23 protein-coding genes and 1 pseudogene are annotated in these 24,395 nt (G+C 71.2%); 11 read left to right on the forward strand and 13 right to left on the reverse strand.

Features of this window, described 5'->3' with window-relative positions:
• The 3 genes from efeB to AXW62_RS28870 all read left to right on the forward strand — a co-directional run.
• A partial coding sequence (gene efeB / locus AXW62_RS28865; protein ID WP_060947108.1) for an iron uptake transporter deferrochelatase/peroxidase subunit occupies window positions 1–1,099 on the forward strand: 1,099 nt, incomplete at its 5' end.
• Between the two features lie 76 nt (window positions 1,100–1,175).
• Entirely contained in the window at window positions 1,176–2,153 is a 978-nt protein-coding gene (efeU, locus tag AXW62_RS41595) for an iron uptake transporter permease EfeU (RefSeq protein ID WP_079115855.1), read from the forward strand.
• Complete coding sequence (locus AXW62_RS28870; protein WP_466596042.1) at window positions 2,086–3,009, forward strand: SCO2278 family lipoprotein; 924 nt, start codon at window positions 2,086–2,088, stop codon at window positions 3,007–3,009. The genes efeU and AXW62_RS28870 overlap by 68 nt, the downstream gene beginning before the upstream one ends.
• 92 nt (window positions 3,010–3,101) lie before the next feature.
• On the opposite strand, the gene AXW62_RS28875 is transcribed toward AXW62_RS28870, so the two are convergent.
• Entirely contained in the window at window positions 3,102–3,839 is a 738-nt protein-coding gene (locus tag AXW62_RS28875; protein WP_030825610.1) for a bifunctional DNA primase/polymerase, read from the reverse strand.
• A gap of 168 nt (window positions 3,840–4,007) precedes the next feature.
• Between AXW62_RS28875 and AXW62_RS28880 the strand changes: the two genes are divergently transcribed.
• Window positions 4,008–4,913, forward strand: a complete 906-nt coding sequence (locus AXW62_RS28880; RefSeq protein WP_060947110.1) for a glycerophosphodiester phosphodiesterase — start codon at window positions 4,008–4,010, stop codon at window positions 4,911–4,913.
• 130 nt (window positions 4,914–5,043) lie between these two features.
• Here the strand turns inward: AXW62_RS28880 and AXW62_RS28885 are convergent, their stop codons facing one another.
• Complete coding sequence (locus AXW62_RS28885; RefSeq protein WP_060947126.1) at window positions 5,044–5,661, reverse strand: TetR/AcrR family transcriptional regulator; 618 nt, start codon at window positions 5,659–5,661, stop codon at window positions 5,044–5,046.
• Between the two features lie 91 nt (window positions 5,662–5,752).
• On the opposite strand from AXW62_RS28885, the gene AXW62_RS28890 reads away from it, so the two are divergent.
• The 4 genes and pseudogenes from AXW62_RS28890 (at window position 5,753) to AXW62_RS28905 (ending at window position 9,942) form a co-directional block, all read left to right on the forward strand.
• A complete protein-coding gene (locus tag AXW62_RS28890; protein ID WP_060947111.1) occupies window positions 5,753–6,769 on the forward strand; it encodes a small ribosomal subunit Rsm22 family protein in 1,017 nt (338 codons plus the stop codon).
• A gap of 290 nt (window positions 6,770–7,059) precedes the next feature.
• Entirely contained in the window at window positions 7,060–8,052 is a 993-nt protein-coding gene (locus AXW62_RS28895; protein ID WP_060947112.1) for an aldo/keto reductase, read from the forward strand.
• A 143-nt stretch (window positions 8,053–8,195) separates the two neighbouring features.
• A pseudogene (locus tag AXW62_RS47490) lies at window positions 8,196–9,005 on the forward strand (IS701 family transposase); the annotation flags it as partial.
• Between the two features lie 106 nt (window positions 9,006–9,111).
• Window positions 9,112–9,942, forward strand: a complete 831-nt coding sequence (locus AXW62_RS28905; protein WP_060947113.1) for an alpha/beta hydrolase — start codon at window positions 9,112–9,114, stop codon at window positions 9,940–9,942.
• A gap of 964 nt (window positions 9,943–10,906) precedes the next feature.
• On the opposite strand, the gene AXW62_RS28910 is transcribed toward AXW62_RS28905, so the two are convergent.
• From AXW62_RS28910 to AXW62_RS28945, 10 genes are all read right to left on the reverse strand, one after another.
• Window positions 10,907–11,839 (reverse strand): Scr1 family TA system antitoxin-like transcriptional regulator, encoded by a 933-nt coding sequence (locus tag AXW62_RS28910; RefSeq protein ID WP_060947114.1) that lies wholly within the window; start codon window positions 11,837–11,839, stop codon window positions 10,907–10,909.
• Window positions 11,836–12,612: a helix-turn-helix domain-containing protein gene (locus tag AXW62_RS28915; protein ID WP_060947115.1), complete on the reverse strand. Its 777-nt coding sequence runs from the start codon at window positions 12,610–12,612 to the stop codon at window positions 11,836–11,838. Before AXW62_RS28915 ends, AXW62_RS28910 begins: the two co-directional genes overlap by 4 nt.
• 89 nt (window positions 12,613–12,701) lie before the next feature.
• The gene (locus tag AXW62_RS28920) at window positions 12,702–13,130 is read right to left on the reverse strand and encodes an ATP-binding protein (protein WP_060947116.1); all 429 of its coding nucleotides are present in this window, start codon (window positions 13,128–13,130) and stop codon (window positions 12,702–12,704) included.
• Window positions 13,127–13,297 carry a hypothetical protein gene (locus AXW62_RS44165; protein WP_159060985.1) on the reverse strand — a complete coding sequence of 57 codons (171 nt, stop codon included), beginning with the start codon at window positions 13,295–13,297 and terminating at the stop codon, window positions 13,127–13,129. Before AXW62_RS44165 ends, AXW62_RS28920 begins: the two co-directional genes overlap by 4 nt.
• An 80-nt stretch (window positions 13,298–13,377) precedes the next feature.
• Window positions 13,378–13,680 carry a hypothetical protein gene (locus AXW62_RS28925; RefSeq protein WP_060947117.1) on the reverse strand — a complete coding sequence of 101 codons (303 nt, stop codon included), beginning with the start codon at window positions 13,678–13,680 and terminating at the stop codon, window positions 13,378–13,380.
• A 274-nt stretch (window positions 13,681–13,954) separates the two neighbouring features.
• Entirely contained in the window at window positions 13,955–15,193 is a 1,239-nt protein-coding gene (locus AXW62_RS28930; RefSeq protein ID WP_060947118.1) for a helix-turn-helix domain-containing protein, read from the reverse strand.
• 161 nt (window positions 15,194–15,354) lie between these two features.
• The gene (locus AXW62_RS44170; RefSeq protein WP_159060986.1) at window positions 15,355–15,525 is read right to left on the reverse strand and encodes a hypothetical protein; all 171 of its coding nucleotides are present in this window, start codon (window positions 15,523–15,525) and stop codon (window positions 15,355–15,357) included.
• A gap of 123 nt (window positions 15,526–15,648) precedes the next feature.
• Window positions 15,649–16,986 carry a cytochrome P450 gene (locus tag AXW62_RS28935; RefSeq protein ID WP_174556445.1) on the reverse strand — a complete coding sequence of 446 codons (1,338 nt, stop codon included), beginning with the start codon at window positions 16,984–16,986 and terminating at the stop codon, window positions 15,649–15,651.
• Between the two features lie 116 nt (window positions 16,987–17,102).
• Window positions 17,103–18,206: a serine hydrolase domain-containing protein gene (locus tag AXW62_RS28940; RefSeq protein WP_370682945.1), complete on the reverse strand. Its 1,104-nt coding sequence runs from the start codon at window positions 18,204–18,206 to the stop codon at window positions 17,103–17,105.
• The gene (locus AXW62_RS28945) at window positions 18,167–19,507 is read right to left on the reverse strand and encodes a multidrug effflux MFS transporter (protein ID WP_060947119.1); all 1,341 of its coding nucleotides are present in this window, start codon (window positions 19,505–19,507) and stop codon (window positions 18,167–18,169) included. The genes AXW62_RS28940 and AXW62_RS28945 overlap by 40 nt, the downstream gene beginning before the upstream one ends.
• Before the next feature lie 101 nt (window positions 19,508–19,608).
• On the opposite strand from AXW62_RS28945, the gene AXW62_RS28950 reads away from it, so the two are divergent.
• Entirely contained in the window at window positions 19,609–20,628 is a 1,020-nt protein-coding gene (locus AXW62_RS28950) for a Gfo/Idh/MocA family protein (protein WP_079115858.1), read from the forward strand.
• Between the two features lie 74 nt (window positions 20,629–20,702).
• On the opposite strand, the gene AXW62_RS28955 is transcribed toward AXW62_RS28950, so the two are convergent.
• On the reverse strand, window positions 20,703–22,325 hold the full coding sequence (locus tag AXW62_RS28955; RefSeq protein WP_060947120.1) for an alkaline phosphatase D family protein: 1,623 nt from the start codon (window positions 22,323–22,325) through the stop codon (window positions 20,703–20,705).
• Window positions 22,326–22,564: 239 nt separating this feature from the next.
• Here AXW62_RS28955 and AXW62_RS28960 point away from each other — a divergent pair, with 239 nt between their 5' ends.
• Window positions 22,565–23,338, forward strand: coding sequence for an SDR family oxidoreductase (locus AXW62_RS28960; protein ID WP_060947121.1), 774 nt, complete (start codon window positions 22,565–22,567; stop codon window positions 23,336–23,338).
• Window positions 23,339–23,783: 445 nt separating this feature from the next.
• The gene (locus AXW62_RS28965) at window positions 23,784–24,392 is read left to right on the forward strand and encodes a hypothetical protein (RefSeq protein WP_060947122.1); all 609 of its coding nucleotides are present in this window, start codon (window positions 23,784–23,786) and stop codon (window positions 24,390–24,392) included.
• Window positions 24,393–24,395: the final 3 nt, after the last annotated feature.

The following is a 24,395-nucleotide window of genomic DNA, read 5'->3' on the forward strand; positions in this document are numbered from 1 at the left end:
CTTCTACGGGGCGCACCAGGCGGGGATCGCCACCGCGGTGCAGGACCGGCTGCACTTCGCGGCGTTCGACGTCACCACCGACGACCGCGCCGAGCTGATCGCGCTGCTGCGGGAGTGGACGAAGGCGGCGGCCCGGATGACCCAGGGGCACCCGGTCGGCGGCGGCGCGGTGAGCGATCTGGCGGAGGCCCCGCCGGACGACACCGGCGAGGCGCTGGGCCTCAAGGCGTCCCGTCTCACCCTGACCATCGGCTTCGGGCCCACGCTGTTCACGGACAAGAAGGGCAAGGACCGCTTCGGCATCGCCGGCCGCCGCCCCGAGGCGCTGATCGACCTGCCCGCGTTCCCCGGCGACAACCTCGACCCGGCGCGCAGCGACGGCGATCTGTGTGTGCAGGCGTGCGCGGACGATCCGCAGGTGGCCGTGCACGCCATCCGCAACCTGGCCCGTATCGGCATGGGCAGGGTGGCCATCCGCTGGTCGCAGCTGGGCTTCGGGAAGACCTCCTCGACCACGCCGGACGCGCAGACCCCGCGCAACATGCTGGGCTTCAAGGACGGCACCCGGAACATCGCGGGCACCGACACCGCCGCCCTGGACAAGCACGTATGGGTGAGCGAGAAGGCGGGCCCGGCGTGGCTGGCGGGCGGGTCGTACCTGGTGGCGCGCCGGATCCGGATGCACATCGAGACCTGGGACCGCGCCTCGCTGAAGGAGCAGGAGGACGTCTTCGGCCGGGACAAGGGCGAGGGTGCGCCGCAGGGCAAGCAGCGGGAGCACGACGAGCCGGACCTGAGGGCGATGCTGCCCACCGCGCACGTCCGGCTGGCGCATCCGGACTCCAACGGCGGGATCCGGATCCTGCGCCGCGGCTACTCCTTCACCGACGGCACGGACGGCCTGGGGCGGCTGGACGCGGGGCTGTTCTTCCTCGCCTACCAGCACGACGTACGGGACGGGTTCGTGCCGGTGCAGCGGCGTCTGGCGCGTTCCGACGCGCTCAACGAGTACATCCAGCACGTGGGTTCGGCGCTCTTCGCCGTCCCGCCGGGCGTCCGGGACGCGGACGACTGGTGGGGCCGGGCGCTGTTCTCCTGACGGACCCCGGACCCCGGACCCCCACGGGACCCCGGACCCCGGACCCCCACGGATCCCCGAGAGGAAGGCGAACCTCGTGTTCGGCAACTACCTGATCGGTCTGCGCGAAGGGCTCGAAGCCAGCCTCGTCGTGTGCATCCTGGTCGCCTATCTGGTCAAGACCGGGCGCCGGGACGCGCTGCGCCCGGTCTGGCTCGGCATCGCCGCCGCGGTGGCCCTGAGCCTGTCCTTCGGCGCGGCGCTGGAATTCGGCTCCCAGGAACTGACCTTCGAGGCGCAGGAGGCGCTGGGCGGCTCGCTGTCGATCCTCTCGGTCGGCCTGGTGACCTGGATGGTCTTCTGGATGCGGCGCACCGCCCGCCATCTGCGGGCCGAGCTGCACAGCAAGCTGGACGCGGCGCTCGCGATGGGCACCGGGGCGCTGGTGGCCACGGCCTTCCTCGCGGTGGGCCGGGAGGGCCTGGAGACCGCGCTGTTCGTGTGGACGGCGGTGCGGGCGAGCAACGACGGTACGGCGGATCCGCTGATCGGTGTGGTCCTGGGCCTGGTCACCGCGGTGGCGCTGGGCTGGCTGTTCTACCGGGGCGCGCTCCGGATCAACCTGTCGAAGTTCTTCACCTGGACCGGCGCGATGCTGGTCGTAGTGGCGGCGGGGGTGCTGGCGTACGGGTTCCACGACCTCCAGGAGGCCGACTGGCTCCCGGGGCTGACGTCCGTGGCCTTCGACATCAGCTCGACCGTCCCGCCGGACTCCTGGTACGGAACGCTGCTCAAGGGTGTGTTCAACTTCCAGCCGGACCCGACCGAGCTTCAACTGTGGATGTGGGCGCTCTACCTGGTCCCCACGCTCGCGCTGTTCCTGCGCCCCGGTAGGGTGTCGCCGTCCACAGCAGGTCCCAGGAAGCGGGAGCCGGAGCCCCATGACACGCAGGTCACCCCGTCGGCAGTTCGCAGTTCCGACCGCAGCGGTGGTCCTGACGCTGGGGATGACGCTGACGGGGTGCGTGACGGTGCACGGCGAGCGGGAGAACATCCCGTCGGTGGACAAGGCTGAGGCGCCCGAGGCGCTCAAGCGGTTCCTCGACACGTACAACAAGGCGTACCGGGAGCTGGATCCGTCGCTGGCGAACCAGGTGGAGACGGGCCCGCTGGGGGCGATCAGCACCGCCGACCTCACGGCCCAGCACGCGGGCTCCCCCGGCGGCAACCCCTCGTACTCACCGCTGAAGCTGTCCGACGTCACGTACCTCATCCCCAAGCAGGTGGGCTGGCCCAAGTTCTTCGTCGCGGACACCGACAGCAACCGTGACGCCAACCGCTGGCTGTTCGTCTTCACCCGCAACGGCGCGGACGAGCCGTGGAAGGCCGCGTACCTGTCGATCCTCAGCCAGGACGAAGTGCCGGACTTCGCGACCGACGAGGAGGGCTGGGCCGAGCCGGTCCCGGCTTCCGGACCGGCCCCGAAGCTGGCGGCCCGTCCGGACGAGCTGAGCGCGGAGTACACCGACTACCTGATGACGGGCAAGGGCTCGGTGTTCGCCGGGGGCCAGTCGACCTCGGGGCTCCGGCAGGCGCGGAAGAAGTTCGTGCGCACCCCGAAGTTCTGGACGGAGTACATCGACACCCCGGCGCAGGGCGCGCAGTACGCGCCGGTGGGGCTGCGCACGTCGGACGGCGGGGCGATCGTGTTCTTCGCCTCGCACCACCGGCAGAAGCAGACCATGGCCAAGGGCTTCCGGCCCAACCCCGATCCGCAGATCAAGGCGCTGATGACGGGCGAGGCGAAGAAGGCGGTGACGCTGACCCGGGTCGCCGAGTCGGCGGTACGGGTCCCGGCGAAGGACGCGGCGGATCCGAAGGTGGTCTTCCTCAACCGGCTGGAGGGCGTCACCGCCGCCAAGGGCGAATGACCCCGGGGCCCGGGCCCTGCGCCCCGATCCCCGGGCCCAGGCCGCTGACGCCCTACCGCCCTGTCGGTCTACCGCCTTACCGGCCTACCGCCCTACCGCCCTATCGGCCAGGCGGCCGAGTCGTGGTCCTGGTCCTCGTCGGCGAACTGGGCACACGCGTCGGTGAGCGCTTCCAGCAGGGTCAGGGGGTCCGGCAGTGGCCGCTCGGGGCCGAGCAGCCAGCCCACATGGCCGTCACCGGGAAGCCGCGCGGGCGGTACGAGGACGTAGCTGCCCCGGCAGTGCCAGCGCAGCCCCGGGTGCTCGTCCATGGTCTCGGGGTGGCAGTCCAGCTCACAGGGCCACCACTCGTCCTCGTCGTCGGGGGTGCCCCGGGTGGCGGTGAAGAACAGCATCCGGCCCTGCTGGAGATCGCCGCTGCTGGTGGCCACCGGTCCGACCTCGACCTCGGCCGTGCCCAGCCGCTCCAGGGCCAGCCGCCCGGCGTCCACGGGCACGTCGAGCACGTCGTGGACGATGCCGGTGGCGGTGATGAAGTTGGCCTGCGGATCGGCGCGCAGCCACTGCGCGACCCGGTCCGGGTCGGTGGTCGCCTGGGTCTGCCAGGCGAACGAGACGGGGTGGCGGGCGGGGGTGGGACAGCCGATGCGGTCACAGGAGCAGCCGTAACCGGAGGGGTGGGCGGCCGGTGCGAGCGGGAATCCCGCCGCGGCGGCGGCCAGGAGCAGGTCCTCGCGGACGCCGCCGGCGCCCGCTCCCGTGCCCTCGTCGCCGCCCGCTTGGCTCCTCGGCCGACGCAGCCACTGGGAGAACCTGCCCTTGCGTTCCATCTACCGCCTCGCTTCACCGCCGGCCCGGCGGTACCGCCGGTACCCGATCAATGCTGCCACCATCCTGCTCCCGAAGTGGCCGGTGTCCGCATCCGGGGTACGGGAGAGCACCCCGTCCGGATGCGGATAGCAGGGCATAAGGGACGTCACGCCCCTAGCGTTCCGTTTATGATCAGCAGGCGCGTATCGACCGCGGTCGTGGTGCTCGGCCTCTCCATACCGGCGGCCGTCGCGGCCCACCCCGCCGCCCGGCCGTTCGCACGCCGCCCGGCACCCCCGGCCGCCGAACCCGCGCACTCGCCGCCCCCGCTCATCCTGGCCCCGGTCGCCGGGCAGCCCGGCGTCACCTACACGGCGCACCGCGGCGGGGCCCTGGAGGTGCCCGAGAACAGCATGTCCGGGCTGGCCACCGCCTTCGCCCGGCGTGACGCCCAGGTCCTCGACTTCGACACCCGCATGCTGCGGGACGGCACGCTCGTGGTGATGCACGACGCGACACTGGACCGCACGACCGACCGGACCGGGCCCGTACGGGACCTGACCGCCGCCCAGTGGCGTACGGTCCGGCTGCTCCCCGCCCGCTCACTGCGCGGCACCTGGCGGCCCGAGCGTCCGCCGACGGTCGCCGAGGCGCTGGACCGGTTCGGCGGCCGGATCACCCTCATGGTGGAGGCCAAGGACCCGGAGAGCCTGCCACGGCTGGCGACGATGATCCGCGACCGGGGTCTGACCCGCTCGGTCTACGTCAACACCAACCGCCCCGAGGTGGCCCGCGAGGCGCACCGCAGGGGGCTGCTGGCCCAGCTGTGGCGGTCCGCCCGGCAGATGCGCACCGACACCCCGCGCGACTGGCGCGGGACCGTCGATCTGCTGGACATCGACCACCGGGCGCGGGACACGGATGTGCGGCGGGCCGTCACCTCCGGGGTACCGCGGGTGTGGGCCCACACCGTGAACACCCCGGCACAGCGGGACCGGATGCTGCGGCTGGGCTGCGACGGCATCATCACGGACGCACCGGGACGCCTGACCGCCACGCCCGTACGACCACCGCGAGCGCCGAAACGGGGGTGACGCCGCGGGGGACGCCGAGACGTGGGCGACACCGCCACGGGCGCTCGACCGGGTCCGCGCGGGCACACCGCGCCGCGCGGGCGGCCCGGCCACATTCGGCCCCGCACGGGGCCGCCCCGGTGCGTCGCGTTCAGCGGGGGCTGAGGCCCCGCAGCGCCGTTTCGACCAGGGCGTCCGCGTACGCGTGGGTGAGCGGCCCCGTGCGCAGCAGCCAGCGGTGGGTGAGCGGGCCGACCAGCAGCTCCAGGGCGATCCGCGGATCGATGTCCGCCGCCACCTGACCGGCCTCCTGCGCGGCGGTCAGCCGCGTGGCGTACAGCCGCAGCCCCGGCTCCAGGATCCGGCTGACGAACTCCGCGCCCACCTCGGCATTGATCACGCCCTCGGCGGTCAGCGCGCGGATCGGCAGGTCATAGGCGGGCGAGGTCAGCTCGTCGACCGTCGCCCGCAGCACCCGCTTCAGGTCCGCCGCGAGGTCGCCGGTGTCGGGGATCTCCGAGGCCGCGTCGCCGCCCGCCTCCCGGGCGGCCCGCTCGCCGAGCACTTCGAAGGCGTCGAGCAGGACCGCGGCCTTGGAGGGCCACCACCGGTAGATGGTCTGCTTGCCGACCCCGGCGCGGGCGGCGATGGCCTCGATGGTGAGCCGGGGATAGCCCATCTCGCCGACGAGTTCGAGAGCGGCGTCGAGGATCGCGCGGTGCGAGCGTTGGCTGCGGCGGGTGGCGTCGGGCACTGCTTTGTCGACCATGTCGGCCAATGTAGCGAAGCGCGCTCCACAGCGAGGCGAGACGTTCCGTCTCGGCGTCTGCGGCCCTCTCCCGGCCGGTAGAATCCACCGAATGCACGCCCCCGACACCGCCCGCACCGACGAGACGCCGCACACCGCGCTCGCCGGTCTCCTCGACGGTCTGCCACCCCGCCAGGCGGCCCAGGCGGTCGACCGGCTGATCGGCCACTACCGGGGGCGCACCCCGACCGACGCGCCCGTGCTGCGCGACCGCTCGGACGTCGCCGCGTACGCCGCGTACCGGATGCCCGCGACCTTCGAGGCCGTGCGCGCCGCCCTCACCGCCTTCCGCGCCCGGACGCCCGCCTGGGCCCCGGCCTCCCACATCGACATCGGCGGCGGTACCGGCGCGGCGAGTTGGGCGGTGGCCGCCGCGTGGCCCGGGGGCGGGCACACCACCACGGTCCTGGACTGGGCCGAGCCCGCGCTGGCCCTCGGCCGCGAACTGGCCCGGCAGGCGCCCTCCGAGGCGCTGCGCGGCGCCCGCTGGCAGCGCCGGGCCATCGGCGACGGCCTCGCCCTGCCGGACGGCACCGACCTCGTCACCGTCAGCTATGTGCTGGGCGAGCTGACCGACGCCGACCGTCGGGCCGTCGTGGCCGAGGCGGGACGCGCGGCCCAGGCCGTGGTGCTGATCGAACCGGGCACCCCGGACGGCTATCTGCGGATCCGCGAGGCACGGGACCGGCTGCTGGCGGCCGGGTTGCGGATCGTCGCCCCCTGTCCGCACGGCGCGGTCTGCCCGATCGAGCCCGGCGCCGACTGGTGCCACTTCGCCGCCCGGGTCCGCCGCTCCTCCCTCCACCGGCAGGTCAAGGGGGGTTCGCTGCCGTACGAGGACGAGAAGTTCAGCTATGTCGCGGCCGTACGGTTCGACGCCGCGCCCGCCGGGGCACGGGTGGTGCGCCGCCCGCAGATCCGCAAGGGCCAGGTGCTGATGGATCTGTGCGCCCCGGAGGAGGGGCTGGGACGCACCACGGTGACCAAGCGTCAGGGGCCGCTGTACCGGGCCGCCCGCGATGTGGCCTGGGGCGACGTCTGGCCGCCGGAGGAGGAGCCGAGCCGCTAGTACTCCAGTCGGCTTCGCGATCTTGTCGCTGACCCTGCTGGGAACGGGTCCGGCCGCTGGGCCGCTGCACCCGCCGGTGAAGACGGCCGGGAAATACGCGGTGTCCGGGCCCTGTGGCGACCTGCTGCCGGTGGACCGCTTCACTCTTACCCGCTCCCGCCGCGCCGGCCCCCGCCGGCGGGGGCCGGCCCTCCGGCTTGACTTCGAGCGCGCTCCAAGTCCTAGCGTCCGAGGCGTTCGTCAGCCCTCGAGGTACCACCCGGTCCGCTGGGCAGGAGGAGTATCCGCGCATGATCACCCGAACCACGCTCGGCTCACCCGGTCTCACCGTCAGCGCGATGGGCCTGGGGTGCATGGGGATGAGCGAGAGCTACGGCGCCGCCGACTGGGACGGCGGCCTGGCCACCATCGACCGGGCCCTGGAACTGGGCATCACGTTCCTGGACACCGCCGACGCCTACGGCACCGGGCACAACGAGGTGCTGGTGGGCCGGGCCATCCACGGCCGCCGGGACCAGGTGCAGCTGGCCACCAAGTTCGGCATCGACCGCAGCGCCGGCGACCGGGCACGCCGCATCCGCGGCGCCCGGGACTACGTGCTGCGCTCCTGCGACGCCTCGCTGCTGCGGCTGGGCGTCGAGGTGATCGACCTGTACTACGCCCACCGCCCGCCCCAGGACGTGGAGATCGAGGAGACCGTCGGGGCGATGGCCGAGCTGGTCGAGGCGGGCAAGGTCCGCCATCTGGGCCTGTCCGAGGTCGACGGCGAGCTGCTGCGCCGGGCGCACGCGGTGCACCCGATCACCGCGGTGCAGAGCGAGTACTCGCTGTGGACCCGCGACGTCGAGGCGGTCACCTCGGTGATGGCCGAGCTGGGGGTCGGGCTGGTGCCGTACTCGCCGCTGGGGCGGGGGTTCCTGACCGGCGCCCTGGACCGCTCCGCGCTGGGCGAGAAGGACTTCCGGCGCACCAACCCCCGCTTCGCCGGCGAGGCGGGCGAGGCCAACGAGAAGATCGCGCAGACCGTGCGCGAGGTGGCCGACCGGCTGGGTGCCACCCCGGCCCAGGTGGCGCTGGCCTGGGTGTACGCCCAGACCGAGCGGCTCGGGGTGGCGGTGGCGGCTATTCCGGGCACCCGCAGCCCGGCCCGGCTGGAGCAGAACGCGGCCGCGCTGGAGCTCACCCTGGACGCCGAGGCACTGGCCGCGCTGGACCCGCTGAGCGACCAGGTGACGGGCGAGCGCTACACCCCCGCACACACCGCTGAGGTCGCTCGGGGTTAGGACTCCCGTCTGACTTCGCGATCTTGTCGCGGACCCGGCCGGGAACGGGTACGGCCACCGCCTGATCATCGGGGGTTGTGTGGACTCCTGAAGATCGTGCGGTGGCGGCGAGCCATAGCGTAGACCCTGCCCGCTGGTGCGCGCTGTTCGACCGGGTCACGGCCCGGATAGCGGGCCGGTTCAGGCGGGTTGAGCCGCGGAGGACGGCCCGCGCCTATCTGCTCGGGCTGCTGTCGGACGTTGAGCGGAAGAACTGCTGGCAGCTGGCCGAACAAGCCGGTCACGCCCGGCCCGGGCCGATGCAGCGCCTGCTGCGCTACGCCCGCTGGGACGCCGATGCCGTCCGCGATGACCTGCGCGCCTACGCCGCCGCACACCTCGGCACCGACGGCGGTGTCCTGGTCGTGGACGAGACCGGCTTCGTGAAGAAGGGGTCCGCCTCGGCGGGCGTGCAACGGCAGTACACCGGCACCGCCGGACGCATCGAGAACAGCCACGTCGGTGCAAGCCGCTCACGCCCGGCCCGGGCCGGTGTTCCTCGCCTACGCCACCCGCCGGGGACGGGCGTTGATCGACCGCCGGCTCTACCTGCCCGAGCACTCCTGGTGCACCGATCCCGAGCGCCGCCGGGCTGCCGGGATACCCGACGAGGTGGACTTCGCCACCAAGCCCCGCCTGGCCGGTGAGATGATCGCTGCCGCGCTCGACGGCGGTATCACCGCCTCCTGGGTGACCGGCGACGAGGCCTACGGCCAGGACCCGCAGCTGCGAACAACCCTGGAAAACGCGGCATCGGCTACGTCATGGCCATCGCCTGCTCGATTCGGGGCCGCATCAACCACGGCCGCACTCCCGTCCGCGCGGACACCATCGCTGGCCGTCTGCCCGCCACGGCCTGGCACCGCCACAGCGCCGGCAACGGAGCGAAAGGCCCGCGCTACTACGACTGGGCCCTGTCCCCCTCCTGATCCCTTCCCGCTACCAAGGGCTTCGCCCCCGGGCCCCGGGGCCTGGAGCCGGCGGAGTCGCATATCGATACCTCAGCGCTAGGCTCGCACTATGCCTACATCTGAGAGCGTGACGCTTCGGACGCTCGATGGCCTGCACCTGGCTGGCACACTCGTGCGCCCCGATACGCCGGCCTCGGCCGCTGTCGTGCTCGTGCACGGCGGTGGCGTCACTCGGGAAGAAGGCGGGTTCTTCACGCGCCTGGCCGCTGGAATGGCCGAAAGTGGTGTGGCGTCCCTCCGGTTCGACATGCGCGGTCACGGCGAAAGTGAGGGTCGGCAGGAAGAGCTGACCCTGGCCACGGTCCTGAATGATATCCGCGCAGCCATCACTTATGTCCGCGAAACCGCTAGCGCTCGAGAAATCACGTTGTTGGGCGCCAGTTTCGGTGGCGGCATCTGCGCATACTATGCCGCTAAGCGCTCGGCAGACATTTCGCGATTGGTACTCTTCAATCCTCAGCTGGATTACAAATGGCGCACCATCGACACGCGAGCCTATTGGGTCAATGATTCAATCAGCGAAGAGTCGGCGCAACAACTCAACGAACAAGGATTCATCCAATTCACGCCGACGCTGAGGCATGGGCGGCCTTTGTTCAACGAGGTGTTCTGGTTTCATCCGCATGAGGTACTTGACGAGGTGCTAGCTCCGACCCTGATCGTACACGGAACCGAAGACACATTCGTACCTATTGGATTGTCGCGGGCTGCCGTGCAGAAGTTCAGGGCCCCTTGCGAAATCATCGAGATTGAAGGGGCGCAGCACGGTTTCGCTGTAGACAATGATCCACAGTATCTGAATCCTCAGAGCCAGGAATGGCAAAGGTTTGTCATCCACACCGTGAGCGAATGGCTAACCGCCGACTCCTCGCGGGGTTAGCTTAGCTTGCGAAGGATGGGGCGGAGTCGACTTCACCGCCACCGATGGAAGCGGCGAGCTCTACCCACGCCCACCGAGTTTGACCGAAACACAGCGACGCTCATTTACCCCGCATATCAGGCGCTGACGAGCGTCTCGTAATCCTCATTGCGTCATTTCGCGTTGTTATTGACGAGTCGTGAGTGCGCTTCTCGGTGGCTGCGAATGTCCTTCGCAAACTTGAAGGTGCCCGACCGGTGCGGCTTGAGATTCTCCTCCCGCCAGATCCGCGCGATGCAGTGCAGGACACGGTGACGTCCTCAGTCCGCTTCAGGTACTTCGCCAACTCGCGTGTGGACCAGTGCGAAAGACCAGTGCCGTCCGGTGGCGTCATACACGGCAGCCTCGATCTTTCTCGACGGGCTGCCGACGGAGTCGGCGGCCCGTTTCGTGTTCCGCGACTGGTCACGGGCAGGCTGGTGACCCGAGTGCCGCGTCGGGTGGGCGCCGGGTTCCACTGCCCTGCCGCCATCCCAGAGGGCCGGCCCGAGCCACAGCACCGGGACGGCTGTGCGCTCGCACCACAGCCAGCACTCGCCGAGGGCCCATCGGCGCTGCACGTGCGCCCTCCTCTTCTGTCGCTGTCGTGACGGCTACGGCCGCCCTCGCCCGAGAGGATGAGGAGCGGCGGCCGGAAACAGCCCGGGGCCACCCAGCCGGGGCTCACGAGCACCCCCGGCCGGCTGGGGTTCATGGGTGGGTGATGCCGTAGCTGAGCACGCCCAGGAGCGTGGCCACAGCCAGGACGTAGAGCAGTTGCGCAGTACGGGGTCTCATCGCGGACCCTTTCGCTGGTCTCGTAGGTGGCTGCGGTCGCCACCGGTGGCGTAGGCCCCGGGCGGGCCGGGGAGCCCGCGCGAGTGGCCGCCGAACAGCAGGCCCAAGCTGATCCACCGGCGGCCGTCCGCACGTTAAGCGGGGGCGCTCACAGGACTGCCTCGCCTCCTGGCGCAAGGGACAGACGGCTCTCAGGGCGCACCAGGTGCGTCCGAGGTCTCGGTCCATCGGTGCGTTCCTTGTCCTGGGCACGCTCATCGGGTAGGGACACGGCTGCCTGGCCGAGGGGTACGGCGGCGGCCATGGCGGCTCGGATTCGGTGCTGCCAGTGCGCCACCGCGTCGCCGGTGTAGTAGAGGACGAAGCCGCTCCACTCCTTCGCTACCAGCTCGTGCCCGTGGAGCGTCATCCGGTGCAGGAGGCCGGACGGCGGTATGACCAGGGCCCACCGGGGCACCAGCAGAATCCGCGGCCCCTGCTCCGTGCTGGTGAGCATCTGGAGATGCGTGAGCTGGTCGGCCCTCATGTCCGGGTGGCCGAGGGGCCTGTGCAACACCATCTCGTCCAGCAGCAACGTCACATCCCCGCCGGTGCCGGCGGTCAGCGGTGCGCGTGGCGGAATATGGCCGTGCAGGTCGGCGCGGAGACGCTGCGTCAGCGCGTCCACCGGATAGTCCGGGATACGCACGATGTCCGGCAAGGTGTGCGCGGTGTAGATGACCATGCTCTCCGCCTGGCGCTGGCAGGCGTGGAGCCGGTCCAGCCACCCCGGCACCGTGTCGTACAGCACGTTCCGGTGCGGCGTCTGCAGCAGGTGTTCCAATGCGGGCCGCACGTCGGGTTCGTCATCGATGCCGTAGTGCTCCAGGAGCGCGATGGCATCCTCCATCCGGTGCAGGCGGCCGGTCTCCAGCCGCGACACCTTGGCCGCTGAGCTGCCGATAGCCCACGCGGCATCACTGCCGGTCACGCCGTGCGAGAGCCGTAAGGCCCGCAGGTAGGCCCCCACGACCAACGCGGCAGCAGCGGGCGCCTCGCCCTCGCGCGGAGGCCGGATCGTGCCGCGGAACGCTGTGGTCATCCGGTCCTCCGCGTGGTGGTCAGCAGGTGCAGGCTGCTCACCGTCTGTGCCGTCGCGCCGGGCACTGCTGCGCCTCTGCGGTAGAGGCATTCACTGATCACGTCGCTCTCCGAGGCAACGGCGATCAACGACCTGCCATGCGTCCACCCCGGAGTAGCGGTGAGGACCGCGACCGGGCCCGAGATCTCCAGGACGGCCACAGCCCGCCCACGCCGGTCCAGGACAGGGGCAGCGACAATGGCGACACAGTGGTCACGGCCGCTGAAGCCCTGCGTCCAGCCCCGGCGCCGAGTCCGGGTCAGCGTCTCGTCCCTGTACGGGACGGCGGCGGGAACTCGTGCGCCACCGGGCTGGCTCGACTGCCAGGCGAGGAACGTCACCGTGACGGGGTCGGCCCTGAGAGACGCGAGTATGCCGAGCTGTGAGCGCTGCGATGCGTGAAGGTCCAGGACCTCAGCGATACAGACCCGTGTGGCGGGGCTGTGGAGCTGGTGGAGGCGGACGGCGAATGCGCCGGTCGCATCACGCAAGGCGACGAGCCTGTCGGCCCATGCGTTCGCCGCGGGAACGCCGTCACCCGCAGCCGCCGGCTGGGCGATGCGCGGCCCGAGGGTGATCCGGCCTCCCTCCTGGGTAACCAGTCCCAGCCGGGCCATGGCTCCGACCAGCCGGAACACCGTACCGCGTGAGATTCCGGCAGCTTCGGCGATCTCGGCCGAGGAGGCTGAGCCCCGTTCGATGACGTCGAGTATGGCGGCCGCCTTCTCGAGCACGCCAACGCTATGGCCCGCGCTCTCAGGGGAGGCCCAACGGGCAACACCCGAAGAGTGGGTGGCCTGTTGCGCGGACACGGTCGGACCAGTCACCGCTCGTCCTCCCCCACCCTGTCCCCCAGGACAGCCCAAACCCGCTTCCCCCACTGGAGCGTGTCGACGCCCCATCCCTGCGCGAACGCCTCGATCACAGCCAGGCCGCGCCCGCGCTCATCAGTGGACAGGGCGGTCTTCGGCTCTGGTTTGTCGTGGCTCTTGTCGATGACCGCGATACGCACGCGGCATTCGCCGATGCGGGTCACGGTGACGCGCAGGTACCGGCCACGAGCGTGGTCGACGGCGTTGGAGACCAGCTCAGCGACGACGTGCTCCGCCTCGCCGACGAGCTGGGGCAGGCGCCAGGTGTCCAGCACGGTCCGCACCATCCGCCGGGCGAGAGCGGCGGACTGCGGCTCACGGGGGAGAGACTGGCTGTAGGCCGGCCGTCCGACAGCGGAGGGCCGGGCGGTGGCGGTCACGACACTCCGCCCAGCTCAAGGCGGGCCTTCGACTCCACCGAGTTGCAGGGGAGCTGGCTGCCGTGCCGAGTGATGAAAGAGGAGCCCTGCGGACCCGAGTTGTGGATTTCGATGGTCGTCTGAGCCAGGGTCTCGACGTCTCCGGTGTGCGGCAGTGCCCACGGCAAGGCTCCACTCGCATCGCACGCCGAGCCGCTGATCTGTTCTGCCGTGCCGGAGGTACGGTGTGGCAGCGCGTCCGGAGCGCTCATACTGGCGCCCTCTCGGCACGGTCACCCGACGTGACCTCGGCGACGGAGAGGAATGCGGCGCGGTATGCCAGCCAGTCCAACAGCTCGGCATAAGTTGCCGTGCCCGCCACGCAGACATGCCCTCGCAGAGCGACGATGCCCTCGGCGCGCCTGTCGTTGATCGCTTCCTTGACGGCCGTCCACTGCTCGCGCTCGAAGATCGGCATCGGCAGAGGCGACGTGTCGGTGATGACCTCGGCGACCTCCCATTCGCGAGCGGTCGCGTGGCGGCTCAGCGTCTCGACTGCCTTGGTCACCATCGTGTGAGGGTCGGTGGTGCAGGCGTACAAGACAACTGTCGTACGCCAGTTGGCGGCGTTGTGTAAGGCGCGGAGTCGGCGAGACTGCGCCGGACTCCTGGTGGTCGTACCCCATGTCTCGGACATGAATGTAACCGTGCCGCTACCGTGAGTATCGGTACAGATCGAGGGCGTACGACTTTCGGAACCTGTAGAAGGCGAAATCGCTCGTCGCATACGACTCGACGCCGAGAGGCGGGCGAAGAGTCGTACGCGACGTATGACGGGACCGTAGTCAGAGCGCGGTCTTAGGTGTCGGAGCCGGGAACCCGGACATAGCCGGACCGGCACCGATCAGTTTGGACACGCGCCGAAGGCGGGTCGTCGACGCCCGGCCGACCTTCGACACGATCACCTGCGGCAGCGCCTGGTGCCGGGCCCAATGCGGCGCCGAGCGCAGTGCACCCTCAAGCGTGTCGAGGCTGGCATCCCACATCTTCGCGTCAGCCTGCGCCATAGCCTTATCGAGCGCGTACCGGTGCTGCGCAGCCTCGCTAAGCTGCCCTGTGTCGTCCTTGGAGATCTCCTCGATCAGTGCGAGCGCCTTACCGGTCTGGCCCAGCGAGACGTTGATACCGACTGCCTGTGTCGAGGCAGAGACCGGCCCGAACAGCGTTCCGTGTGCCCGAACTTCCCGCCCCATGCGGGCGCCCGCCGCGTGTGACTGTGATAGGTAGTCGGCCGCCCGGTCCTTGTTGCCCATACGCGAGGCGACGACCGCGGCGAAGTTGACATGCGAGCCGTAGACCGTGAGCTGCTCGGGCGTCGCCCGCGAGAACCGCGGCTCGATGTCGACCGCGGCTTTCTCGGCGAGTTCGAGCGCCTCCGGTAGGCGAGCATCGCGCAGGTACACCCACGACCGGCCCGAGGTGACCAGGGCCTGCCGCAATTCATCGCCCGCGTTCTCGGCGGCGCGCTGCGCATGCCCGATCGCAGCATACGCAAGATCGCGTACCCCCATGAGGTTGGCGACGTACGCGCAGATGCGGTACGCGTCGGCCACAGCGCCCCATGCCTCGGACTGTTCGCCGACAGGCTGCTCGTACAGCCGCGCGGCGGCCGAGCGCAGCAGTGGCGCAGCGAGCGAGCCAGCCTCTGAGTAGCGGCCTTTCCAGTACAGTTCCCATCCCTGCCGAGTGATCTTCGCAAGCTCGTCGAGGTCCGGAGCCTCGACGACTGGGGGGGTCCCGGTTGCGGTGTCGTGCACTGCGTGCGACAGATCCCGCATCATGGTGCGGTCTTCTTGCCGCATTGCGCGGCGAGGTGCTTGCTGCCCGACGATTACGGACGTGTCGACGCTCAATGCTGCGGCGAGCTTCATGAGCGTTGGCAGCGACAGCCGCTTGTCTTGCTCGGCTGCCTGGATCGTGGCGATCGAGAGACCAGTCTTCTCGGCGAGATCGCCCTGTGTGATCTCTGTCCCACGGAGGATCTTGATTCGTTCGCCGTTACTGTAGTCGGACCACTGCGGCATAATTAATCTCCGTTCCTGGCTTCGACACTTGGAACGGTACTCCGCTCAACGCCCCGTGACGTCCCCGAGCTCACGGGGCGTTGACGTGAGCGAGGCCATGCGGCCGATGAAAGCGAAGGCCGCGCCTCTCCTGTCAAAGGACTCATGCAGGCCAGCAGCGCTCAGGTCGGATGATCCGCCCCGTGGAAATCCCAGCCGGACTCATCGAACGTTAGCAAGCGGCCGACGACGCTCACATCCAGCTCCGCGGCCTCGACGGCGACGAGCACACCGCCCAGTGGAAGCGCTCGCGCGAGGCCGCCGCAGAGAGCCAGGCCGCTGTCACCGAGCACGCCACGGATGCCGGGCTCAACCGGGCCGCACTGGAGGCCGTGGTGAAGGAGAGCCCCGCCACGCGGCGGAGCCGTACATCGACACAGTCCCGCGCCCCTTCGGGGAACAGCCCGCCGCGGGCGTCAAGAGCCGTCGGACGCCGCCCGGCCCGCGGCCGGTGCCGGGGTGAAGGTGACCGGGAAGGAGACCAGGCAGCGGTACCACAGGGAGTCGGCCCACTCCAGTTCCTCGGGGGCGACGGCCAGCGTCAGGTCCGGGATGCGGTCCAGCAGCACCTCGATCGCCGTCTCCGAGATGATCTTGCCCAGTTCGGGCGCGCCCGTCGGGCACCCGTAGTCGCCGCCGGTGAAGGCCACGTGCGCGTTGTTCCCGGCGAAGCCCGCCGTGGAGTCGGGCCACAGCAGCGGGTCCGCGTTCGCGGCGGCCAGGCCGAGGACGAGGAGGTCGCCGGCGCGGATGCGCTGTCCGCCGAGCGTGGTGTCCCGGGTGGCGAAGCGTCCGATGACGTTCTGGAGCGGGGAGTCCGCCCACAGCACCTCGTTCATGGCCTCGCCGATGCTCCTGCGGCCGCCCGCGAGGGTCACCGCGAACCGGCTGTCGGTGAGCATCAGCCGGACGGTGTTGCCGATCCAGTAGGACGTGGCGGGCATGCCCGCGGCCATCATCACCATCAGGTCCCCGACCAGCTGCTCGTCGGTGAGGTCGGGGGAGTTGTGGATGAACCGGGAGGTGATGTCCGGGCCCGGCGACTCGCGCTTGGCCCGCACCAGTTCCTCCACCACCCCGGCGGCCCGCCGCTGGGCCGCCATGGCGTCCTCGGTGGACAGCAGGGAGACGGTCAGGGCCTCCGCCATGTACTCCAGCCGCTCCTCGGGCAGGCCGAACATCTGGCCCATGGCGAGGGCGGGCACCGAGTAGACGTAGTCCAGCACCAGGTCCGCCGTGCCGCTGCCGATGAACTTGTCGATCAGCCAGTCCGCGAAACGCTCGCAGTGCGCGCGCAGTTCGAAGGGATCGACGGCGGAGAGGGCGTCGCTGACGGCCGCCGACCGCCGCCGGTGCTCGTCCCCCTCGGTGAAGTGCATCATGGGGCTGTGGGTCACCCAGGGCATGAGGGACCAGTCGGACGGCACCTCGTCCCAGCGGTTCCAGCGGCGTGAGTCACGGCCGAAGGTCTGGACGTCGGTGATGACCTGGCGCACTTCGCGGTAGCCGAGGACGAGCCACGCGGGCACATCGGATTCGAGCAGGACCGGCGCGACCTGTCCGTGTTCCTTCCGCATCCGCTGGTAGCTCTCGGTCGGATTCCGCAGGTAATCCGGTCCGTACAGCAGCGCGGCGCCGGCGTGGGCGGGGCAGCCGAGGGGTGGTGCCACCGGGCCCCCGCCGGCGGGCGCGGCCGATGCGCCCGGCATGTCCTGAGAGTCCGGAACGTCCTGCGGGTCCTGGGGGTTCGTCACAGCGGTCTTCCTGGTAGCGGTGGATCAACGCTGCCACCGGGCGGATACGGCAGTGGCACAGGCTAACCAAGCGAACGGATCAGGCCAACCGCCCGGACGTCACGGGACGATGCGGCTCAGCTCAGGGCGCGGGCCAGCGCCGTGGCCGCCGCCGCGCGGGGCGCGCTGTCGCCGGGGCGGCGGCGCGGATGCACGGTGGTGGCGAGCAGCACCAGATAGACCCCGCGGGCCCGGTCCACGACCAGGCTGGTGCCGGTGAAACCGGTGTGCCCCGCGGCGCCCCGCCCGGCCAACTCGCCCATGAACCACGGCTGGTCGACCTCGAAGCCCAGCCCCGGCGCGGTCAGCATCAGCTCGGTCGACGCGGCCGACAGCACGGGCCCGCCGCCGGCCAGCAGCGCCCGGCACAGCACCGCCAGGTCCCCGGCCGTGGAGAAGAGCCCGGCATGGCCCGCGACCCCGCCCAGCGCCCACGCGTTCTCGTCGTGCACCACGCCCCGCAGCATCCCCCGGTCCAGCTTCCCCCAGGGCCGCCGCTGGTCCTCGGTGGCCGCGGTCCGGGGCCGCCAGGAGGCGGGCGGGCGGAAGCGGGTGGCGGCCATGCCCAGCGGGCCGGTGATCGTCTCCTTCACCAGCCGGTCCAGCGGACGGCCCGCGGTCCGTTCCAGCACGCGCTGGAGCAGCAGGAAGTTGAGGTCGGAGTAGCGGCGGGCGGTGCCGGGCGGGGTGAGGGGCGGCTCGGCCGCGACCCGGGCCAGTGCCCGCTCCCGCCCGTTCTCCTCGTACAGCGGCAGCTCGGGCAGCAGCCCGGAGGTGTGGGTGAGCAGCTGCCGCACCGTGATGCCGTGTTCGGCGGCGGCCGTGCACTCCGGGGCGTACCCGGCCACCTGCCCGTCCAGCGCGATCAGCCCGCGCTCCACCGCCCGCAGCGCCACGATCGTGGTGAACAGCTTGGTGAGCGAGGCGAGGTCGAAGACGGTGTCGTGCCGCACCGGCACCCACCGCTCACGCGGCAGTTCCACGGCCCGGCCGGCCGTCTCGTCGTACGCCGCGTAGCGCACCGCCCAGCCGAAGACCTCCTCGGCCAGCGGGCCCGAGCCGGTCCCGGCGGCCAGCGCCACCCCGGAACACCAAGGGCGCTCCCCCTCGGGAAGCGCCCTCACGGTCTCCAGCAGCCGGGTCAGGCCGCGGTCACGCGTCGATTCGTACGTCGCTGCCACGGACGGCAGAGTCCCATGAAGCAGGCCATGGCCGCGAGTGCGCAGGTCAGCTGGACGACGGCCATCGGCACCGCCGTGGTCTCCCCCGCGATTCCCACCAGCGGGGAGGCGACCGCGCCCAGCAGGAAGGTGGAGGTGCCCAGCAGCGCGGAGGCGGAACCGGCGGCGTGCGGAGTGCGGTTCAGCGCCTGGGCGTTGGTGTTCGGCATGGCCAGGCCCATCGCGGACATCAGCACGAACAGGCTCCCCGCCACCGGGACCAGACCGGCCTTCCCGAAGACCCCGGAGGACAGCGTGAGCAGTACGGCCGCGGCGACGGCGATCACCACCAGGCCCACGGTCAGCACCTTGTCCATGCTGACCCGGCCGACCAGCAGCCGGCCGTTGAGCTGGCCGGTGATGACCAGGCCGATCGAGTTCAGCCCGAAGAGCAGGCTGAAGGTCTGCGGCGAGGCGCCGTAGATCTCCTGCATGACGAAGGACGAACCGGCGACATAGGCGAAGAGCGCCGCGAAGGCGAAGCTGCCCGCGAGCATGTAGCCGGCGAAGACGCGGTCGGCGAGCAGCCCGCGCATGGTGCGCAGGGTCTGGCCGAGCCCGCCGTCATGACGCCGCTCGGCCGGCAGGGTCTCCCCCAGCCAGCGCCAGACCACGAAGGTGAGCAGGGCGCCCACCCCGGTGAGCACCACGAAGACCCCGCGCCAGTCGGTGAAGCGGAGGATCTGGCCGCCGATGAGCGGGGCCACGACGGGCGCCACCCCCGAGATCAGCATCAGCGTGGAGAAGAAACGGGCCATCGCGATGCCGTCGTAGAGGTCGCGGACGACGGCGCGGGCGATCACTATGCCGGCCGCGCCCGCGAGCCCCTGGAGCAGGCGGAAGCCGATGAGCAGCCCGGCGGTGGGAGCGAAGGCACAGATGGCGGTGGCGACGACGTAGATCACCATGCCGATGAGCAGCGGACGGCGGCGCCCCCACTTGTCGCTCATCGGGCCGACGACGAGCTGGCCCAGCGCCATGCCCATCAGGCAGGCGGTGAGGGTGAGCTGGGCGGTGGCGGCTGAGCTGTGGAGCGCGTCGGTGACCTCCGGCAGGGCCGGGAGGTACATGTCCATGGACAGCGGCGGCAGTGCGGTCAGCCCGCTGAGGACGAGGGTGACCAGAAGGCTCGTACGGCGCTGCGCGGTGGGCCGGTCGACGGCGGCAGCGGAGGTGAGGGAGGCGGCGGAGGAGTCGGGGGACGGGGTGTCGGGCCGGTCGGCCCGGAGGGAAGCGGCGGCCGGCTGGCCGGGCTGCTGCATGCGTACCTTCCATGAGTCGTTGATGCGTTTCTATGCTCTCAGCAATTCGAAGGGGCTCCACCCCATTGCGGACAGGGTGGACGGGACGGAACGGGGACGCGATGGCCGGGAAGAACGGGTCGGGGGCCGTGCGGTGGGGGATCCTGGCGACCGGCGGGATCGCCGCGTCGTTCACCGCGGACCTGCTGGGGATGCCGGACGCGCAGGTCATGGCGGTCGGCTCGCGGCGGCCGGAGTCGGCCAAGCGGTTCGCGGAGCGGTTCGGAATACCGCGCGCCTACGGCGGCTGGGAGGAGCTGGCCGCCGACGACGACCTGGATGTGATCTACGTCGCCACCCCGCACTCGGCCCACCGCGCGGCGGCCGGGCTGTGCCTGGAGGCGGGGCGGGCGGTGCTGTGCGAGAAGCCGTTCACGCTCAACGTCCGCCAGGCCCGGGAGCTGGTGGACCTCGCCCGCGCCCGGGGCCGTTTCCTGATGGAGGCGATGTGGACGTACTGCGATCCGGTCGTCCGCCGGATGACCGAACTGGTCCGTGACGGCGCGATCGGGGAGGTCCGGGCGGTCCACGCGGACTTCGGGCTGCCCGGACCGTTCCCCGCGGACCACCGGCTGAGCGATCCGGCCCTGGGCGGCGGCGCCCTGCTGGACCTCGGCGTCTACCCGGTGTCCTTCGCACAGCTGCTGCTCGGCGAACCGGACGAGGTGCGGGCGGTGGGGCAGCTCTCCCCCGCGGGCGTGGACGTGAACACGGGGCTGGCGCTGGGCTGGGACAGCGGGGCGGTGGCGCTGCTGTCCTGCTCGATCACCGCGGACACGCCGATGACGGCCGCGGTGACGGGCACGGCGGGGCGGATCGAGTTCCCGCGCGGCTTCTTCCAGCCCGAGCGCTTCGTCCTCCACCGGCCGGGCCGGGACCCGCAGGAGATCACGGCGGTGGACGGACTGCGGTCCTACCAGCGGGAGGCGGCGGAGGTGATGCGCGCGCTGCGCGCGGGCGAGACGGAGTCCCCACTGGTGCCGCTGGACGGCACGCTGGCGGTGATGCGGACCCTGGACGCGGCGCGGGAGCGGCTGGGGGTGCGGTATCCGGGAGAGGCCGGATACGAGGGCGAGGGGTGAGCGGGGCGGGCCGGTGACGAGAGGCGAGCGGGACGGGCCCGGCGCCTGGGGTGCGCGCCGGGCCCGCCCGCCCGTCAGACCTGCTTCAGGCCGGGGTTCCCGGCCTCGCTGACGAACGACGCCGCCGTGGTGAGCGGCGCGTTGGGGGTGGTGACCGCGGAGACCGTCTTGTAGTCGGCCTGGGCCCGCTGCTCGTCCAGCGAGACCGTCACATAGCCGCGTCGGCCGTTGTAGAACTTCATGTGCGGGTTGGCGTCCATGTAGGTGGCCCAGTTGGCGGGCTTGTCGGCGCCGTCCTTGCCGCTGGAGATGGACGTGCCGACGAACTCCACGCCCAGGGTGCGGGAGTCCGGGTCGTCGAAGTCCTTCTTGATGTCGAAGGCGTAGTGCACGTGGACGTCGCCGGTCAGCACCACGAAGTTCGCCAGGCCCGCCCGCTCGACACCGGCCAGGATCCGCTCCCGGGAGGCGGGGTAGCCGTCCCAGGAGTCCATGGAGAGCTTGGAGCGCGCGGCGGTGGTGTTTTTCCGCTGGGAGAAGGTGACCTGCTGCGGCAGCACGTTCCAGGTGGCGGTGGAGCGCTGGAAGCCGTCGAGCAGCCAGCGTTCCTGGGCGGCGCCGGTGAGGGTGCGCGAGGGGTCCTCGGACTCCGGGCCGGGGTACTGCCAGCCGTCGCCGTAGGCCTGGTTGGAGCGGTACTGCCGGGTGTCGAGGATGTCGAACTGGGCCAGCCTCCCGTAGTGGAAGCGCCGGTAGAGCCGCATGTCGGCGCCGTCCGGCCGCTGCGGCATCCGCAGCGGCATGTTCTCCCAGTACGCCCGGTAGGCGGCGGCCCGGCGGATCAGGAACTCCTCCGGGGGGCCGTCCTTCTCGTCGGTGTCGCCCGCGTAGTTGTTCTCGGTCTCGTGGTCGTCCCAGGTGACGTACCAGGGGAAGGCGGCGTGGGCGGCCTGGAGGTCCTCGTCCGACTTGTAGAGCGCGTAGCGCAGCCGGTAGTCCTCCAGGGTCATCGTCTCGGTGTTGAACAGCGCGGGGAGGGTGCGGTCGGTGTAGTTGCGGGCGCCGCCGACGGCGGTGACCGCGTACTCGTACTGGTAGTCGCCCACGTGGAAGACGGCGTCCAGGTCCTCGCCCGCCAGGTGGCGGTAGGCGGTGAAGTAGCCGTCGTGGTACGCCTGGCAGGACACCAGGCCGAAGCGGATGTCCCGGACCTTGGCGCCGGTGGCCGGGGTGGTGCGGGTGCGGCCCACCGGGCTGGTCCAGCTCCCGGCCCGGAAGCGGTACCAGTAGACGCGGTCCGGCTCGAGCCCCTTGGCGTCCACGTGGACGGTGTAGTTGAACTCGGCGTGCGCGGAGGCGGTTCCCCGGCGGGCGACCCGCTGGAACCGCTCGTCACGGGCGATCTCCCACCCGACCTTGACGGTGCCCTCCTCGGGCAGTCCGTTGCCCGGCTCGTACGGGCGGGGCGCCAGCCGGGTCCACAGCACCACCGCGTCGGGCAGCGGGTCGCCGGAGGCCACGCCGAGCGTGAAGGGGTTGTCGGCGAGCGCGTGCGGAGACACCTGCGCGGCCTGGGCGACGGGCAGGTTGGTGGTGAAGGCGAGCGCGGCGGCGGCCGCGGTGACGGTGAGGAAGCGGCGGCGTCCCAGACGTGCGGCCGCGGCTCGTATGGCTCGCTGGTGCGAGTCGTGTGCCATGTGCTCTCCCCTGGCTCGTTGCGTCAGAGGAATTGGAGTGCCGGGGGACGGCGGCCGGTTTGCGTGCACACGTCACCGACATGACCGCTCGGTGAGGTCCGCCCCTGGAAGGGACCTTTGCGGCGAACCGCCGAGCCGCCACCACGAGCTGACGGGCGGATCGACGGGCCGCCCGTACGAGCTGACGGGCGAATCGGCGGGCCGCCCGTACGAGCTGACGTGGCGTACGCTGCGGCCTCATGAGCGACGGTCGGGTATCGGTGGTGTCGAAGGTGGCGGTGGTGACGGGGGCGGGCTCCGGGATCGGCCGGGCGACGGCGCTCGAACTCCTCGAGGCGGGCTGGTCGGTGGTGCTGGCGGGGCGCCGCGCGGAGGCCCTGGCCGAAACGGCGCGGCTGGCCGGCGGAGGACCCCCGGCCCCTGTGGTGCCGACGGACGTGGCCGACCCGGATCAGGTGGACGCGCTCTTCGCGGCGGTGCGGGAGCGGTTCGGACGGATCGATCTGCTGTTCAACAACGCGGGCAGCTTCGGCCCGCGCGGTGTGGCGCTGGAGGACCTGCGCCACGAGGACTGGCGGGCGGTCGTGGACACCAATCTGACCGGCGCGTTCCTGTGCGCGCAAGCCGCTTTCCGGCTGATGCGTGATCAGGATCCGCAGGGCGGGCGGATCATCAACAACGGCTCGGTCTCGGCGCACACCCCCAGGCCGGACAGCGTGGCGTACACCGCCACCAAGCACGCCGTGACCGGGCTCACCAAGTCGCTGTCGCTGGACGGGCGCCGGTACGGCATCGCCTGCGGGCAGATCGACGTCGGCAACGCGGCGACCGGGATGACGGAGCGGATGCCCGCCGGAGTACGGCAGGCGAACGGGGAGGTGGTGGCCGAGCCCGTGATGGACGTCGCGGACGTGGCGCGCACGGTGCGGCATATGGCGTCGCTGCCCCTGGAGGCGAATGTGCAGTTCGCGACGGTCATGGCGACGGCGATGCCGTACATCGGCCGTGGCTGACGGATGAGGATGCGTCACCCATCCTAGATAGCCCTCCGTTTGTGCAGATAGTGTGAGGATGTGGGCAATTCACCACATCGGCGGAACGGATCGGGCGCCCGTCCCCCTTTCCCTCGGGCACCCGTCCCCCTTTCCCGCGGGTTCCCCCTGGGTCCCCCTCGGGTTCCCCCTGGATTCCCCCCGGGTTCCTCCCTGGATTCCCTCTGGATTCCCCCTGGCTGTTCGGCGCCCAATGCCATATGGCAGGGTCGTCTCCCACCGCGCCACACCTTTCACCACCGCACCACGACCGCACCACGACCGCACCACGCCCGCCCCACGACCGCCCTCACGACCGCACCACCGCTCGCTGCGCCACCGCACCATCCGACGCCTTACGACCGCCCCCACCGCCCACTCCCTCACCACCGCCCCACGACCGCCATCCGATCGAAGAGAGACCGCCGTGCGTTCTCTGCCGCTCACCCTGGCCGCCCGTCTGCTGCCCGTCGTCCTCCTCGCCGCCGCGGGTGTGGCCATGACGACATCGGACGACTCGGACGCACACACCACCCCGGCGGGACCCTCCCCGCAGCCCTCCGCCACGGCCACCGGCTCCGCCGCGCCGCGCCACACCAAGCCGCCCACGGAGGCGTGCGCCACGCTCCCGGCATCGCTGATCAAGGAGCTGGTGCCGGGCGCCAAAGCGGCCGGGAACGAGCTGAAGTCCAGCGACCTCAGCCGCCGCACGGGCTGCAACTGGCACGCCCTGGACGGCTTCGACTACCGCTGGCTGGACGTCGCCTACGACGTCAGGAGCGTCGCGGCGACCCCGAGCGGGGGCGGCAGCGCGGTCCCCGGCCTCGGCGACAACGCCTCGGTGAGCGAGAAGACCACCGACGACGACGGGCAGGGCATCCGGGAGGCCGTGGTGACGGTCCACCAGGACAACGCGACGGTCACGGTGACCTACAACGGTGGTGACTTCGAGAGCCACAAGGCCGCCGACGCCGATGCGATCCGTAAGGGCGCCATCAACGCGGCCAAGGAGGCGGTCGCCGCACTCGACGGCTGACGG

Source organism: Streptomyces hygroscopicus subsp. hygroscopicus (genome assembly GCF_001553455.1).
GTDB classification, from domain to species: domain Bacteria; phylum Actinomycetota; class Actinomycetes; order Streptomycetales; family Streptomycetaceae; genus Streptomyces; species Streptomyces hygroscopicus.